General features: G+C 73.0%; 11 protein-coding genes. 7 read left to right on the top strand and 4 right to left on the bottom strand.

Annotated features, from left to right (window positions below; genetic code table 11):
- The first annotated feature begins 10 nt into the window (after window positions 1–10).
- From ABLE68_RS01925 to ABLE68_RS01905, 5 genes are all read left to right on the top strand, one after another.
- The gene (locus ABLE68_RS01925) at window positions 11–415 is read left to right on the top strand and encodes a cupin domain-containing protein (protein WP_348869418.1); all 405 of its coding nucleotides are present in this window, start codon (window positions 11–13) and stop codon (window positions 413–415) included.
- Window positions 412–1,152, top strand: coding sequence for an SDR family oxidoreductase (locus tag ABLE68_RS01920; RefSeq protein WP_348869417.1), 741 nt, complete (start codon window positions 412–414; stop codon window positions 1,150–1,152). The genes ABLE68_RS01925 and ABLE68_RS01920 overlap by 4 nt, the downstream gene beginning before the upstream one ends.
- 89 nt (window positions 1,153–1,241) lie before the next feature.
- Window positions 1,242–2,177, top strand: a complete 936-nt coding sequence (locus tag ABLE68_RS01915) for a carbamate kinase (RefSeq protein ID WP_348869416.1) — start codon at window positions 1,242–1,244, stop codon at window positions 2,175–2,177.
- Between the two features lie 15 nt (window positions 2,178–2,192).
- The gene (gene bar, locus ABLE68_RS01910; RefSeq protein ID WP_348869415.1) at window positions 2,193–3,287 is read left to right on the top strand and encodes a barbiturase; all 1,095 of its coding nucleotides are present in this window, start codon (window positions 2,193–2,195) and stop codon (window positions 3,285–3,287) included.
- A gap of 40 nt (window positions 3,288–3,327) precedes the next feature.
- The gene (locus ABLE68_RS01905) at window positions 3,328–4,785 is read left to right on the top strand and encodes a benzaldehyde dehydrogenase (RefSeq protein WP_348869414.1); all 1,458 of its coding nucleotides are present in this window, start codon (window positions 3,328–3,330) and stop codon (window positions 4,783–4,785) included.
- Between the two features lie 39 nt (window positions 4,786–4,824).
- Here ABLE68_RS01905 and ABLE68_RS01900 read toward each other — a convergent pair whose 3' ends face one another.
- From ABLE68_RS01900 to ABLE68_RS01890, 3 genes are all read right to left on the bottom strand, one after another.
- Window positions 4,825–5,454 carry a class I SAM-dependent methyltransferase gene (locus ABLE68_RS01900; RefSeq protein ID WP_348869412.1) on the bottom strand — a complete coding sequence of 210 codons (630 nt, stop codon included), beginning with the start codon at window positions 5,452–5,454 and terminating at the stop codon, window positions 4,825–4,827.
- A complete protein-coding gene (locus ABLE68_RS01895) occupies window positions 5,451–6,608 on the bottom strand; it encodes a CaiB/BaiF CoA transferase family protein (protein WP_348869411.1) in 1,158 nt (385 codons plus the stop codon). The genes ABLE68_RS01900 and ABLE68_RS01895 overlap by 4 nt, the downstream gene beginning before the upstream one ends.
- 207 nt (window positions 6,609–6,815) lie before the next feature.
- A complete protein-coding gene (locus tag ABLE68_RS01890; RefSeq protein WP_348869410.1) occupies window positions 6,816–7,409 on the bottom strand; it encodes a DJ-1/PfpI family protein in 594 nt (197 codons plus the stop codon).
- A gap of 45 nt (window positions 7,410–7,454) precedes the next feature.
- Here ABLE68_RS01890 and ABLE68_RS01885 point away from each other — a divergent pair, with 45 nt between their 5' ends.
- On the top strand, window positions 7,455–10,658 hold the full coding sequence (locus ABLE68_RS01885; protein ID WP_348869409.1) for an ATP-dependent helicase: 3,204 nt from the start codon (window positions 7,455–7,457) through the stop codon (window positions 10,656–10,658).
- Entirely contained in the window at window positions 10,655–13,828 is a 3,174-nt protein-coding gene (locus ABLE68_RS01880) for an ATP-dependent helicase (protein ID WP_348869408.1), read from the top strand. Before ABLE68_RS01885 ends, ABLE68_RS01880 begins: the two co-directional genes overlap by 4 nt.
- Window positions 13,829–13,979: 151 nt before the next feature.
- Here ABLE68_RS01880 and ABLE68_RS01875 read toward each other — a convergent pair whose 3' ends face one another.
- Window positions 13,980–15,050, bottom strand: coding sequence for an NAD(P)-binding domain-containing protein (locus ABLE68_RS01875; protein ID WP_348869407.1), 1,071 nt, complete (start codon window positions 15,048–15,050; stop codon window positions 13,980–13,982).
- Window positions 15,051–15,057: the final 7 nt, after the last annotated feature.

Below are 15,057 nucleotides of genomic sequence, written 5' to 3'. Positions count from 1 at the left end.
AATCGACTCCGTGAAGCCGCCCCTCGCTGCCGCCCTCGACCTGGAGCCGCACCCGGAGGGCGGGTGGTACCGCCGCACCTGGCGCTCACCGGTCGACGTGACGCTGCCCGACGGTCGGGTCCGGCCGACCGCGACCCTCATCTACTTCCTGCTGCCGGCGGGTGAGTCCTCGGCCTGGCACAAGGTCGCCTCCGACGAGCTCTGGATGGCGCACCAGGGTGCGGTGACCCTCGAGCTCGGGGGGAGCGGTACGACGCCCGCGCTGGAGTCGCGCGTCGTGGTCGACCTCGACCACCCGCAGGCGCACGTCCCCGCCGGCGCCTGGCAGCGGACCGTGCCGACCGACGCCGAGGCCCTGGTCAGCTGCCTGGTCTCACCGGGCTTCGACTTCGACGACTTCGAGCTCGAGCCATGAGTCTGACCCTGGTCACCGGAGGCACCCGGGGCATCGGTGCGGCGACCGCTCTGCGCCTGGCTCGCGACGGTCACGACCTCGTGCTGGGCTACGCCAGCGACGGCCGCGCGGCCGAGGAGACCCGCCTCGCGGTCGAGGACGCCGGCGCCCACTGCATCGTGGTCCGCGCCGACCTCACCGACCCCGCAGGTGTCGACGCGCTCTTCGCGGCGACCGCGGAGCACGGCCGGCTGACCGGGGTCGTCAACAACGCGGGCGCGACCCTCCACATCGGTCCGCTCGCGGAGACGCCGCCCGAGGTGATCGCGGCGACGGTCGACCTCAACCTGACCTCCGCGCTGCTCGTCGCCCGCGCCTCGGTGCGAGCGCTCGGGACGTCGTACGGCGGACAGGGCGGCGTGATCGTCAACGTCAGCTCGGGGGCGGCGACCCTCGGGTCACCGGGGGAGTACGTGCAGTACGCCGCGGCGAAGGCCGGCGTCGACGCCCTGACCCTCGGCCTCGCCCAGGAGGTCGCCGGTGAGGGGATCCGGGTGGTCGGGGTCGCGCCCGGCATCGTCCGCACCACGATCCACGCCGACGCGGGCGAGCCCGGCCGGGTGGAGCGGGTCGGTCCGCTGGTGCCCCTCGGCCGGGCCGGCGAGCCGGGCGAGGTGGCCGACGCGATCGCCTGGTTGATGAGCGACGAGGCGTCGTACGTCACCGGCACGACGCTGCGGGTGGCCGGCGGTCGCTGACCCGTCTTGGCAACTCTTGCCAGTGGATCGGGCGCCCCCTCGTCGTCACCTACGGTGATCGGCGACCGCGGGGTCACTAGGTTCGACACATGAGGGTCCTGCTCGCGCTCGGTGGCAACGCCATGACGAACGCCGACGGCCGGGCCCGCCCCGAGGACCAGATCGCCGCCGCAGGCGTCGCGATGGCCGCGGTCGCCGACCTGCTCCAGCACGACGTCGAGGTCGTGATCACCCACGGCAACGGGCCCCAGGTCGGCAACCTGCTGGTCAAGAACGAGCTCGCGGCCGCCGTCGTGCCCCCGGTCCCGCTGGACTGGTGCGGCGCCCAGACCCAGGGCACGCTCGGGTTCGTGCTCATGGACGCCCTCGACGCCGCGCTCGCCGAGCGGGGCGTGGACCGGCGGACGGCCACCGTGGTCACCCGCACCCTCGTCGCGTCGAACGACGACGGCTTCACCCACCCGACCAAGCCGATCGGGCGCTACCTGCCCGCCGACGAGGCCGCCCTGCTGATCGAGCACGGCGAGACCTGGGAGGACCGCGGCGAGAAGGGGTGGCGCCGCGTGGTGGCCTCGCCCGAACCCCTGCAGATCCTCGACGCCCCAGCTGCCCGCGCGCTCGTCGACGCGGGCTTCGTCGTGGTCGCGAACGGCGGCGGCGGGATCCCCGTCGTCCGCGACCACGACGGCACCCTGCGCGGGGTCGAGGCCGTGATCGACAAGGACCTCGGCGCCGCGCTGCTCGCGAGGACCGTCGACGCCGACGTGCTCGTCATCGGCACCGACGTGCCGCACGCCGTGCTCCACTACGGCACGCCCGAGGCCGCGGACGTCGGCACCGTGACCGCCGCCGAGATGCGGGCGTACGCCGCCGAGGGACACTTCGCGAGCGGCTCGATGGGACCCAAGGTCGATGCGGCCTGCCGGTTCGTCGAGCAGGGCGGGAGCCGCGCCGTCATCACCGATCTCGCCCATCTCGCCGTTGCCATCACCGGATCCGCCGGCACCGTCGTCGTACCCAACTGACAGAAGGAACCCCGCATGCCCAGCGCCATCGAAGTACGCAAGGTCCCGATCCACTCCGTCGCCGACGCCAGCGAGCTCGCGAAGCTCATCGACGACGGCGTCATGGAGGCCTCGCGCGTCATCGCGATCATCGGCAAGACCGAGGGCAACGGTGGCGTCAACGACTACACCCGGATCATCTCCGACCGGGCCTTCCGCGAGGTGCTGGTCGAGAAGGGCGCCCCCGCCGACCAGGTCAAGCAGATCCCGATCGTGTGGTCCGGTGGCACCGACGGCGTGATCAGCCCGCACGCGACCATCTTCGCGACCACCGACGCCGAGCCGATCGACGAGCCGCGGCTGACCGTCGGCTTCGCGATGAGCGAGGTGCTGCTCCCCGAGGACATCGGCCGGGTGGCGATGGTCAGCAAGGTCGCCGATGCGGTGAAGGTCGCGATGGAGCGGGCCGGGATCACCGACGTCGCCGACGTCCACTACGTGCAGACCAAGACGCCGCTGCTGACCGTCCACACCATCCGCGACGCCAAGTCGCGCGGCAAGACCGTGTGGACCGAGCACACCCACGAGTCGATGGACCTCTCCAACGGCACCACCGCGCTCGGTATCGCCGTCGCCCTCGGCGAGATCGAGATGCCGACCGACGCCGATGTCATGCACAACCGCGACCTCTTCTCCGCGGTCGCGTCCTGCTCGTCGGGCGTGGAGCTCGACCAGGCACAGGTCGTCGTGGTCGGCAACGCGACGGGCGTCGGCGGTCGCTACCGGATCGGTCACTCGGTCATGAAGGACGCCCTCGACGCCGACGGCATCTGGGCCGCGATCAAGGACGCCGGCCTCGAGCTGCCCGACCGTCCGCACACCAGCGACCTGGACGGCAGGCTGGTCAACGTCTTCCTCAAGTGCGAGGTCTCGCAGGACGGTGTCGTTCGCGGCCGTCGCAACGCGATGCTCGACGACTCCGACGTGCACTGGCACCGCCAGATCAAGTCGGCCGTCGGCGGCGTCACCGCTGCGGTCACCGGCGACCCGGCGGTCTTCGTGTCCGTCTCGGCCGCCCACCAGGGACCCGACGGTGGTGGCCCGGTGGCCGCGATCGTCGACCTGGGCTGACGTCTTCCGCCGGCACCCAGGTCCGAGCAACACTCGAGTCATGACCTTCCTCGACCCGCAGACCTGGACCGGCAAGATCTTCATCGACGGCTGGACGGACGGGGGTGGCGGCACCGCCGCTGCGATCGAGCCGGCGACCGGCGAGCGGCTCGGGGAGTACGGCGTCGCGTCGGTGGACGACGTACGCCGTGCGGCGACCGTCGCCGCGAAGGCCCAGCAGGAGTGGGCTCAGGTCAAGCCCGAGGAGCGGGCCGCAGTCCTGCGTCGGGCCGGCCAGCTGTTCGAGGAGCACGCCGCGGAGATCGAGGACTGGATCGTCCGCGAGTCCGGCGGCATCCCGCCCAAGGCCGGTCTCGAGACCCACATCGCGGCCGGCGAGTGCTACGAGGCCGCAGGACTGCCGGGTCACCCTGCGGGCGAGGTGCTGACCACCAACGAGGACCGCTGGTCCTTCGCGCGCCGTCGCCCTGCCGGGGTCGTCAGCGTGATCGCGCCGTTCAACTTCCCGCTGATCCTCAGCATCCGCGCCGTCGCGCCCGCGCTCGCGCTCGGCAACGCCGTGCTCCTCAAGCCGGACCCGCGCACGGCCGTCTGCGGCGGCGTCGTGCTGCTCCGGATCTTCCAGGAGGCGGGCCTGCCGGACGGCCTGCTCTCGCTCGTCCCCGGGGACGGCGAGATCGGTGCGGCCGTCGTCGAGGCGCCCGAGGTCGCGGTCATCGCGTTCACCGGTTCGACCGCCGCCGGGCGCAAGGTCGGCGAGGCCGCGGCCCGCGGACTCAAGCGCGCCCACCTCGAGCTGGGCGGCAACAACGCTCTCGTCGTCCTCCCGGGTGCAGACGTCGCCAAGGCGGCCTCGGCGGGTGCGTTCGGTGCGTTCATGCACCAGGGCCAGATCTGCATGACCTCGGGCCGGCACATCGTGCACGAGTCGGTCTACGAGGAGTACGTCGCGGCGCTCGCCGAGAAGGCCGCGCACCTGCCGGTCGGCGACCCGAAGTCGGGCACCGTCGCCCTCGGCCCGATCATCGACGAGAAGCAGCTCAAGCGCGTGGACGGCATCGTCCAGGACGCCGTCCAGCACGGTGCCCGGCTGCTCGCCGGCGGCACCAACGACGGGCCCTACTACCAGCCGACCGTGCTCGCCGACGTCGCGCGGGACAACCCGGCGTGGACCGAGGAGATCTTCGGCCCGGTCGCTCCGGTCGTGTCGTTCTCGACCCTCGACGAGGCCGTCGCGCTGGTCAACGACAACGAGTACGGCCTGTCGGTCGGCATCCTCGGTGACCTCGCCGACGCGATGCGGCTCGCCGACCGGGTCAGCTCCGGCAAGGTGCACATCAACGAGCAGACCGTCTCCGATGAGGCGAACGCGCCGTTCGGTGGCACCAAGTCGTCGGGCAACGGCTCCCGGATCGGCGGGGCCCAGGCCAACATCGAGTCGTTCACCGAGATCCAGTGGCTGACCATGCGGCCCGAGATCGCGCCGTACCCCTTCTGAGCGGGGCGAGGCCGCGGACCTCCGCACCGTCCGACCCGCCTAGACGAACTCGAACAGCCGGACGTCCGAGTCGGGCGCCCCCGTCGCACCCGGCCAGCGATGCACGCCCACCCGGAAGCCCGCGGGGTGCGACACGAACGCGATCTCCTCGAAGCCCGCCTCGGCGAAGACCGACCGCACCATCTCGGCCGGGTCGCCGTCGTACGACGAGGGGTCGAGCGGCACGTTGTTGCCCCGGGTCCAGATGACGTGGCCGTTCGTGCGCAGCAGCGACGGGGTCGACCGCACGGTGCGGACGATGTCGTCGTCGGTGATGTTGCCGAAGATGCCGCACTCCAGGAGCACGTCGACGGGGACGGCGTCGGCGTACGACGCGGTCGTGCCCGCATCGGCGGTCCGGACCTCGATACCGGGCGGCGCGTTTCGGCGTGCTCGCTCCGCGAGCACGGGGTCGAGCTCGACGAGCACCCCCTGCACGGCGACGTCCGAGGCGGCCACGACGGGAAGGGTGTCGCGCCCGTCGCCGGCGCAGAGGCTGAGCAGGCGGACCAGACCGTTGGCCGCGTCGAGCAGGAGGCGCAGCTGGGCGCGCACCGTCTCGAGTCTCAGCGAGATCGACGAGGTGGGGTCGTCGTAGCTGCGGTGCCATTCCTGCCAGTCACGGCTCACGAGTCCAGCCACTCCCGGATCGACTCGTTGTGCTGGCCGAGGGTCGGGGGAGCGAGGTGCTCGGAACGCCCGCCGGAGAAGGGGTTCTCGTCGAAGCGGATCGGCGAGCCCGGCAGCTGCAGCGGCCCCTTGGTCGCGTGCTCCACGTCGAGCAGCAGCCCCTGCGACAGCGTCTGGTCCCAGCCGTAGACGTCGTCCATCGAGCGCACCTTGCCCGACGGCACCCCCGCCTCGGCGAGTGCGGCGAGCCAGTGCTCGGCCGGCTGGTTGGCGAAGAGCGTCTCGATCCGCTCGACCAGCGCGGCCCGGTTGGCGACGCGCAGCGCGTTGGTCGCGAACTCCGCCTCGGCCGGGTCCCAGCCGAACGCCCCGCACAGCGCCCGCCACAGCCCCTCCGAGCCGCAGGCGATCTGCACCGGCGCCGACCCCGTCGCGAACATGCCGTACGGCGAGATCGACGGGTGGTGGTCGCCCGCGAGACCCGGCACCTCACCGGCCACCGTCCACCGGGTGCCCTGGTAGGCGTGCACCCCGATCATCCCGGCGAGCAGCGAGGTCCGGACGACCCGCCCGCGACCGGTCTGCGACCGCTCGTGGAGAGCGGCGAGCACGCCGTACGCGCCGTTCATCCCGGCGATCAGGTCGGCGATCGGCACCCCGACCTTGGTCGGCTGCTCGGTGCCGGTGATCGACATCAGCCCGCCCTCGCCCTGCGCGATCTGGTCGTAGCCGGAGCGCGACGCCTCCGGACCGTCGTGGCCGAAGCCGGTGATGGACAGGACGATCAGCCGCGGGTTGAGCTCGTGCAGCCGCTCGACCGGGAAGCCGAGCCGGTCGAGGACGCCGACCCGGAAGTTCTCCATCAGCACGTCGGCGCGCTCGACGAGCCGCGCGAGCACGTCGCGGTCGTCCTCGGACTTGAGGTCGAGGACCAGCGACTCCTTGTTGCGGTTGGCCGACATGAAGTACGACGACTCGCGGTCGTCGCCGTCACCGAGGAACGGCGGCCCCCAGCCACGCGAGTCGTCCCCGGTCGGCGACTCGACCTTGATCACGCGAGCGCCCATGTCGCCGAGCATCATCGCGGCGTGCGGGCCGGCGAGCGCGCGGGTCAGGTCGATCACGAGCAGGTCGGAGAGCGGGCCTTCGGTCATGGCTGCACGCTACTGAGGGGCAGGGACCGGTCCTACGGCGAGACGTGCCAACGCGCTCCTCGATCGTTGGTCGAGTAGCGAGCGCCAGCGAGCGTATCGAGACCCCTGGTCGGTCTCGATACGCCGGTCGCGAGCTCCTCCGTCGCTCGCGCGGCTACTCGACCTGGCTGCTGAGTCCGAGCCTTCGCAGGCTCAGGCTCGGGCAGCTCACGACTGCCACATCCACTCCATCTCGGTGACCGTGACGTCGCGGGTCGCCTGACCGGTCAGCTCCTGCACGACGTACAGGCTCGCGTCCACGCCCGCCGACACCCCCGCCGAGGTCACGATGCGGTCGCTCGACCGCACGAACCGCTGCCCGCGCACGACCGTCGTCGTCGGCGACAGCGCTGCCAGCTCGTCGAAGGCGTCGTGGTGCGTGGTCGCGGACTGCCGCTCCAGCAGGCCGGCTGCACCGAGCACCAGCGCCCCCGTGCAGACCGACAGCAGCAGCTCGACCTCGCCGGCGCGCTCGCGCACCCAGGCGAGCAGCCGCTCGTCCTGGAGGAGCGGCCGGGTCCCGGCACCGCCGGGGATGACCAGGAGGTCGGACGGCGGAGCGTCGTCGAGGGAGTACGTCGGCTGCACGGTGAAGCCGCCGCGCCCAACGGCCGGGGCGCCGGTCAGCCCGACGGAGAAGACGGAGAAGGGATTGCCCTTACCCAGCTCGCCGGCGACGTTGAAGACCTCGTAGGGGCCCGCGAAGTCGAGCACCTCCATGTCGTCGAAGGCCAGGATCGCAACAGTTCGGGGGCTCGCCATGCGCCCATTCAACCGGGTGTCGGTCACGGATGGTTGGCTAGCCACATGACGGCCACCGCGATCTCCTACCGCCTCGTGCGGCCGGACGTCGCGGTCGACGTGCCCACCCTCGACGAGCACCAGCAGCGCGTCGTCGACCACCCCGGCGGACCGCTCCTCGTCCTCGCCGGACCTGGCACCGGCAAGACCACGACGCTGGTCGAGGCGATCGTCGACCGCATCGACCATCGCGGCGCCCGACCCGACCAGGTCCTCTCGCTGACGTTCTCCCGCAAGGCCGCCGAGCAGCTCCGCGACCGGGTCACCGCCCGCCTCGGTCGCACCATGTCGACGACCCTGAGCTCGACCTTCCACTCCTTCGCCTACGCCCTCGTACGCCGCTACTCGCCGGCCGAGCTCTACGAGGCACCACTGCGGCTGCTCAGCGCTCCCGAGCAGGACGTCGTGCTCCGCGAGCTGCTCACCGACCACCCCGAGTCGGTGACCTGGCCCGACTCCTTGTCCCGGGCGCTCGGCACCCGCGGCTTCGCCCGCGAGGTCCACACCGTCCTGTCCCGCGCACGCGAGAAGGGCCTCGACGGCGACGAGCTGCGCACGCTCGGCGAGGCCGAGGGGCTGCCCGAGTTCGTGGCCGCCGGGCTCTTCCTCGACCAGTACCTCGACAGCCTCGACAGCCAGGGCGCGATCGACTACGCCGACCTGATCCGCCGGGCCACGATCGAGGCCGAGGTCCACCGCGACGAGCTGCGCGCCCAGTTCCGCCACGTCTTCGTGGACGAGTACCAGGACACCGACCCCGGCCAGGTCGCGCTGCTCCGGGCGCTGGCCGGCGACGGCCGCGACCTCACCGTGGTCGGCGACCCCCACCAGTCGATCTACGGCTTCCGCGGCGCCGAGGTGCGCGGCATCCTCGACTTCCCGTCGGCGTTCCCACGCGCCGACGGCGCACCCGCCGACGTGGTCGCGCTGCGCACCACCCGCCGCTTCGGGCCGAGGCTGCTGGTCGCGTCCCAGCGGCTCGCCCACCGACTGGCCCTGCCCGGCTCGATCCCGCTCGAGGCCCGCGAGGCGTTCCTGTCTCCCCAGGCCCAGGCGGGTCCGCTCGGCGAGGGCCGGGTCGTCGTCCGCACCTTCGACACCGAGCGTGCCGAGGCCGAGCACCTCGCCGACCTGCTCCGTCGCGCCCACCTCGAGGACGGCGTCCCCTGGGACGACATGGCCGTCCTCGTCCGCTCGGGTCGCACGTCGATCCCGCCGCTGCGTCGCGCCCTCGGCGCCGCCGGCGTGCCGGTCGAGGTCGCCAGCGACGAGGTGCCGCTGGTCCGCGACCCGGCTGTGCTGCCCCTGCTCGACGCCATGCGGGCCGTGGTCAAACTCGACAACACCGACGTCGACCACGTCGAGCACCTCGACGTCGCCCGGGCCGAGGCGCTGCTGCTCGGCCCGCTCGGGGGCATGGACGCGGGCGACGTACGCCGTCTCGCGCGACGGCTGCGCGCGCGGGAGAAGGAGCGGAGCAAGGCCGAGGGCAGGCCGCCGCGCACCTCGCGCGAGCTGGTCCGCGCTGCGGTCCTCGAGCCCGGGTTCCTCGACGGGCTCGACGGCCCCGAGGTGGTCCGCGCCCGGGCGCTCGCCCAGCTGCTCGTCGACGGCCGCGAGGAGCTGGTCGGTGGCGCCTCGGCCGAGGAGCTGCTCTGGACCCTGTGGTCGCGCACCGGGTGGCCGCAGCGACTGCGACGCTCGGTCGACCTCGGTGGCGGCGCGGCCCGTCGGGCCCACCGCGACCTCGACTCGGTGTGCGCGCTCTTCGACGTCGCGGCCCGCTCGGAGGAGCAGCGCGACCACGTCGGGGTGCGCGCCTTCCTCGCGACGCTGGTCCAGCAGCAGATCCCCGCCGACACGCTCGCCGAGCAGGGCGCCCGCGGCGCCGCCGTACGCCTCCTCACGGCGCACCGTTCCAAGGGCCTGGAGTGGCGGCTGGTCGTCGTCGCCCACGTCCAGCAGGACGGCTGGCCCGACCTGCGCCGCCGCTCGACGCTGCTCCAGGCCGACCGGATCGGCGAGGACGGCCTGGTCCCGCCGGTCTCCGTGCGTGAGCTGCTGATGGAGGAGCGTCGGCTCTTCTACGTCGCCTGCACGCGTGCCCGGCAGCGGCTCGTCGTCACCGCGGTCGCCTCGGCCGAGGACGACGGCGAGCAGCCGTCCCGCTTCCTCGAGGAGCTGGGCGTCAACGTCGACACCGTGGTGGGTCGCCCGGCGCGGCCGCTGTCGATGACCGGGCTGGTGAGCGAGCTGCGGCGCACGCTCGCCGACCCCGCCACGAGCGACGCCCTGCGCGACGCCGCGGCCCGCCGGCTGGCCAGGCTGGCGCCGGAGGTCCGGATGGCCGACCCGTCGACCTGGTGGGGCACCCGCTCAGCGAGCCGCTCCGTCCAGCCGCTCCGCGACCCCGACCAGCCGGTGCCGGTCTCGGCCACGGTGCTCGACTCCGTGGCCGTCTGCCCGACCCAGTGGTTCCTCGAGCGCGAGGCCGGTGGTGTCTCCCGCGCCCACCAGTCCGCCAACCTCGGCGAGCTGCTCCACGCGCTGGCCCAGCGGGTCGCCGCCGGCGAGGTCGAGCCCGCGGTCGACGCCCTGATGGAGCACGTCGACGCGGTCTGGGACCGCCTCGACTTCCGCACCCCGTGGTCGAAGATCCGGGAGCACGAGCGGGTGCGCGCCGCGATCGGCCGGTTCCTGCAGTGGCACCTCTCCAACCCGCGCGAGCTGATCGGCACCGAGGCGCCGTTCTCGACCGTGGTCGAGCTCGAGAGCGGTGAGCGGGTGCAGGTGTCCGGCTACGCCGACCGTCTCGAGCTCGACGCCGACGGCAACGTCGTCGTGGTCGACCTCAAGACCGGCCGCACCAAGCCGACCAACAAGGCGGTCGAGTCCCACGTCCAGCTCGGCCTCTACCAGTACGCCGTCGACCACGGCGCGCTCGACGACCAGGTGCCGGGCGCTCACGCCGGTGGCGCCGAGCTCGTCCAGCTCGGGCTCACCGACGGCGGCGACACGGCCGTGGTGCAGTCCCAGGACGTCCAGCCGGAGGACGGCCCGGGGCGCGACGACCTGCGGCTGCGGCTCGCCCACGCCGCGTCGCTGCTGCGGGCCGAGACCTTCCCGGCGGTGGCCGGGCAGCACTGCCGCGACTGCTCGTTCGTGCCGATCTGCCCGATCAAGGGTGCGGGGTCGGTGACCAGCCTGTGACTCCTCAGGACATCCGCACGCCCGAGGACCTCGCCCGCGTGATGCACACGCCGTTCGTCCCGAGCGAGCAGCAGTGGGCCGCGATCTCCGCGCCCCTCGCCCCGGCGGTCGTGATCGCCGGCGCCGGTTCCGGCAAGACCACGCTGATGGCGGCCCGGGTCGTCTACCTCGTCGCCACCGGCCAGGTCCGGCCCGACGAGGTGCTCGGCCTGACCTTCACCACCAAGGCCGCGAGCGAGCTGCGCCGCAAGATCCGCGACGCACTCCGTGAGGCCGGTGCGCTCGAGGAGGTGGATGAGGAGGGCGAGGACGTCCTCGAGCCGACGGTGGCGACCTACAACGCCTACGCCGCGGGGCTCCTGACCGACCACGGCCTGCGGATCGGCCACGAGCCCGACACCCGGGTGATCACCGACGCGGCGCGCTACCAGCTCGGCGCCCGCGCGGTCGACCGCTTCACCGGTGAGGTCCGCCACCTGACCGACCACCCGGCGACCGCGATCCAGAACCTCCTCGCCCTCGACAGCGCCATGAGCGAGCACCTCGTCGCGCCCGACGACGTCCGCGCGCTCGATGCCGACGCTCGCGTCCAGTTCGAGCGGGCGCTGGCCGAGGAGGTCGCGGGCAAGAACCGCGTCACCTACCGCGCGCCGGTGGAGAGCGCGATCTCCGCCATCGACCGGCGTGCCGAGCTGCTCGGGCTGGTGGCTGCCTACCGCCGTCTCAAGAGCGACCTCGGGCTGATGGACTTCTCGGACCAGATCGAGCTCGGCGCCCGGCTGGCCAGCGAGCAGCCCGACGTCGGCGAGCTCGAGCGCACGAAGTTCAAGGTCGTGCTGCTCGACGAGTACCAAGACACCTCGGTCGCCCAGGCCGTGATGCTGTCGCGGCTCTTCGCCGGTGGTCACGCGGTCACCGCGGTGGGCGACCCCAACCAGGCGATCTACGGCTGGCGCGGCGCCTCGGTCTCCAACATCCTCAACTTCGGCGAGACCTTCCCCGCGGCCGACGGCAGCCCGGTCCCGACGTACCCGCTCACGGTCAACCGGCGCTCCGATGCCCGCATCCTCGAGGTGGCCAACCGCCTGGCCGAGCCGCTCTACGCGAAGTTCAGCCAGGTCGAGCCGCTCGTCGCCAAGCCCGAGGCCGCGACCGGTGAGGTGACGCTCGGCGTCTTCGAGACCCACGCCGACGAGCTCGACCACCTGGTCGAGGCCGTCTCCGCCGCCCACGAGGACGCGTGGTCCGACATCGGCGTGCTCGCCCGCGACAACGCCCACGCCGAGGACGTCTTCGACGCGCTGACGGGCGCCGGCATCCCGGTCGAGATCGTCGGCCTCTCCGGCCTGCTGCGGCTGCCCGAGGTCGCCGAGATCGTCGCGATCCTCCACCTGCTCCACGACGTCACCGCCAACGCCTCCCTGCTCACGCTGCTCTCCGGCCCCCGCTGGGCGATCGGCCCGCGCGACCTGCGTCTGCTCAGCCGCCGCGCGCAGGAGATCGCCGGTCGGCAGGGCCGCGGGGGAGAGGCGGGGTCGGTCACCGACCAGCTGCTCGAGATCGCCGACGGCATCGACCCCGCGGAGATCCCGTCGCTCGACGACGCCCTGTCCGACCCGGGCGAGGCGCCGTACTCCCCGGAGGCGCTCGAGCGGTTCGCGCTGCTGGCCGGCGAGCTGCGCACCCTGCGGATGTACGTCGGGGAGCCGCTGCTCGACATCGTCCGGCGGATCATCGACACCAGCGGCACCGACGTCGAGCTCGCCTCGGCGGTGAGCCCGGCCGCGGCAGCACGGCGCGACAACCTCGACCTGTTCGTGAAGGCGGTCGCGGAGTTCCAGGCGGTCGACGGCGACGTCACGCTGCCCGCGCTGCTCGCCTACCTCACGGCCGAGGACGACCAGGGCAACGGTCTCGACATCGCCACCCCCACCGAGGCCGACTCCGTGAAGCTGCTGACCGTCCACCGGTCGAAGGGCCTCGAGTGGTCGTCGGTGTTCCTCGTCGGCGTCGGGGAGACCCGCTTCCCGTCCAACCGGTCGCGGACGTTGTGGACCTCGTCGCCGTCGATCCTCCCCGCGCCGTTGCGCGGTGACGCCCACGACCTCCCGCAGCTCGCGGGTTGGGACAAGGCCGCGCTCGACACCTACCGGGCCGACACCCGTGAGCACGACGCGGAGGAGGAGCTCCGGCTCGGCTACGTCGCCTTCACCCGGGCGGCCCACCGGCTCTCGGTGACCTCCTACCTGTGGAGTCCGCGGGCGACGCCGTTCGGTCCGTCGCCCTACCAGGCCGTGGTGCGCGACCAGCTGGACGCCTGGGGCGAGCCCACCGACGGCTGGCGCGACAAGCCCCAGAAGGGCGACCCCAACCCGTACGCCGCGGTCGACCCGTCCCGGCCGTGGCCCGCGACGGGAGTCGGCCGCGAGGCCGCGCTGCGCATCGAGGCCGCGCGCCGGGTCCGCGAGGTCGACGCCAACGCCGCTGACTCCGGGCTCGACATGATCGAGACCGCCCAGGTCGCCGACTGGGACGCCGAGCTCGACCGCCTGCTGGCCGAGTCGCGCCGCGACCGCAGCACCGACCTCGCCGTACCCCTCCCGAGCAGCCTGTCCGCAACCGCGCTCGGCCGCCTGCGCGACGACCCCGACACGTTCGCCCGTGAGCTGGCGCGACCGATGCCGCGGCCACCGTCGTCGGCGGCCCGGTTCGGCACCCGGTTCCACGCCTGGGTGGAGGCACGCTTCGGCCAGCAGGACCTCTTCGACTACGGCGACCTGCCCGGCCGCGGCGACGCCGGCATCGACGACGACACCGACCTCAAGGAGCTGATCGCGACCTTCGAGGCAGGACCCTTCGCGACACGCACGCCCCACCAGGTGGAGGCGCCGTTCGCTCTCGTGCTCGCGGGCCAGGTCGTCCGCGGCCGCATCGACGCGGTCTACGCGGATCCCGACGGCTCCTACCTGCTCGTCGACTGGAAGACCCACCGGTCCGCGACCGCCGACCCGCTGCAGCTGGCGATCTACCGCGTCGCCTGGGCCGAGCTGCTCGACGTGCCGCTCACGTCGGTCCGCGCGGCGTTCTACTACGTCCGCACCGGCCAGCTGGTCGAGCCCGAGGATCTGCCGGACCGCGCCGATCTGGAGCAGCTGCTCGGCGCCCTGTGAGGACGACCGATCCGGTGCGCGGCTGCTTGGACGGTGGGTGCAGGATGAATCCGGATCCGAACCCCCTTCACACCCCGAGGAGATCCCATGGTCAAGAAGCTCGTCATCGTGCTCGCGCTCGTCGCCGTCGGCGGCCTGATCGCCAAGAAGGTCACCGCGAAGTGATCGCCTCGGCTGCGGGGGCCGACGCTCCCGCAGCCAACCAGGCGGCCACGCCCTTCGCGGCGGCCCGCCCGGCCCGGTTGGCGCCGATCGTGCTCGCCGACGGGCCATAGCCGACCAGCTTCACGCGCGGGTCCGCCACCGCCGTGGTGCCGTCGAGCTGGATGCCGCCGTGCTCCGAGCGCAGGTGCAGCGGCGCCAGGTGGCCGACCGCCGGACGGAACCCGGTCGCCCAGAGGATCACGTCGACCGGTTCAAACGACCCGTCGGCCATGCGTACGCCGTCCGGCTCGATCGCCGTGAACATCGGGTGTCGCTCGTAGGCCCCGAGCCGCTCGGCCTCGCGCTCCTGCTCGCGCAGCGCCAGCCCGGTCACGCTCACCACGCTGGCGGGCGGCAGCCCGCGGCGTACCCGCTCCTCGACGAGCGCCACCGCCTGGCGGCCGGCGTCCGGCGTGAAGTCGTCGGTGCGCCAGACCGGCTCGCGTCGGGTGAACCACAGGGTGTCGGCGACCGGCGCGATCTCACCGAGCAGCTGCACCGCCGACGCGCCGCCTCCGACGACCGCCACCCGGCGGCCGCGGAACGGGAGAGGCCCCGGGTAGCCGACCGTGTGGAGCTGCTCGCCGGCGAAGGTCTCCATGCCGGGGTAGCGCGGCAGGAACGGGTGCGACCACGTCCCGGTCGCGTTGACGAGCGTCCGGGTCGTCCAGGTGCGGTCGCCTGCGTGCACGACCAGGAGGTCGCCCTCCTCGGTGACCCGGTCGACGCGCACGGGTCGCACGACCGGCAGGTCGAAGCGGCGCTCGTAGTCCGAGAAGTACGCCGGCACGACCGTGTTCGCGCGGCCGGCCTCGTCGCGCGGTGACTCCGAGTCGGGCAGCGCAGCGATGCCGTGCACGTCGTGCATGGTCAGCGAGTCCCACCGGTGCTGCCAGGCGCCGCCCGGGGTGGCGTCGGCGTCGAGCACGACGTGCGCGATCCCGCGTCGCCGGAGGTGGTACGACGCGGACAGGCCCGCCTGTCCGGCACCGACCACCACCGCGTCGAAGATCTCCACACCCGGG

It is taken from the genome of Nocardioides pollutisoli, from assembly GCF_040045055.1.
GTDB lineage: Bacteria > Actinomycetota > Actinomycetes > Propionibacteriales > Nocardioidaceae > Nocardioides > Nocardioides tweenelious.
Note: the sequence above shows the minus strand (reverse complement) of the source record. Positions and strands in the feature narration are given on the sequence as shown.

Coding starts and splice junctions, on each gene's coding strand:
- ABLE68_RS01895 (WP_348869411.1), bottom strand. CDS start 6,608: ATGACCGAAGGCCCGCTCTCCGACCTGCTCGTGATCGACCTGACCCGC.
- ABLE68_RS01920 (WP_348869417.1), top strand. CDS start 412: ATGAGTCTGACCCTGGTCACCGGAGGCACCCGGGGCATCGGTGCGGCG.
- ABLE68_RS01915 (WP_348869416.1), top strand. CDS start 1,242: ATGAGGGTCCTGCTCGCGCTCGGTGGCAACGCCATGACGAACGCCGAC.
- ABLE68_RS01890 (WP_348869410.1), bottom strand. CDS start 7,409: ATGGCGAGCCCCCGAACTGTTGCGATCCTGGCCTTCGACGACATGGAG.
- bar (WP_348869415.1), top strand. CDS start 2,193: ATGCCCAGCGCCATCGAAGTACGCAAGGTCCCGATCCACTCCGTCGCC.
- ABLE68_RS01905 (WP_348869414.1), top strand. CDS start 3,328: ATGACCTTCCTCGACCCGCAGACCTGGACCGGCAAGATCTTCATCGAC.
- ABLE68_RS01885 (WP_348869409.1), top strand. CDS start 7,455: ATGACGGCCACCGCGATCTCCTACCGCCTCGTGCGGCCGGACGTCGCG.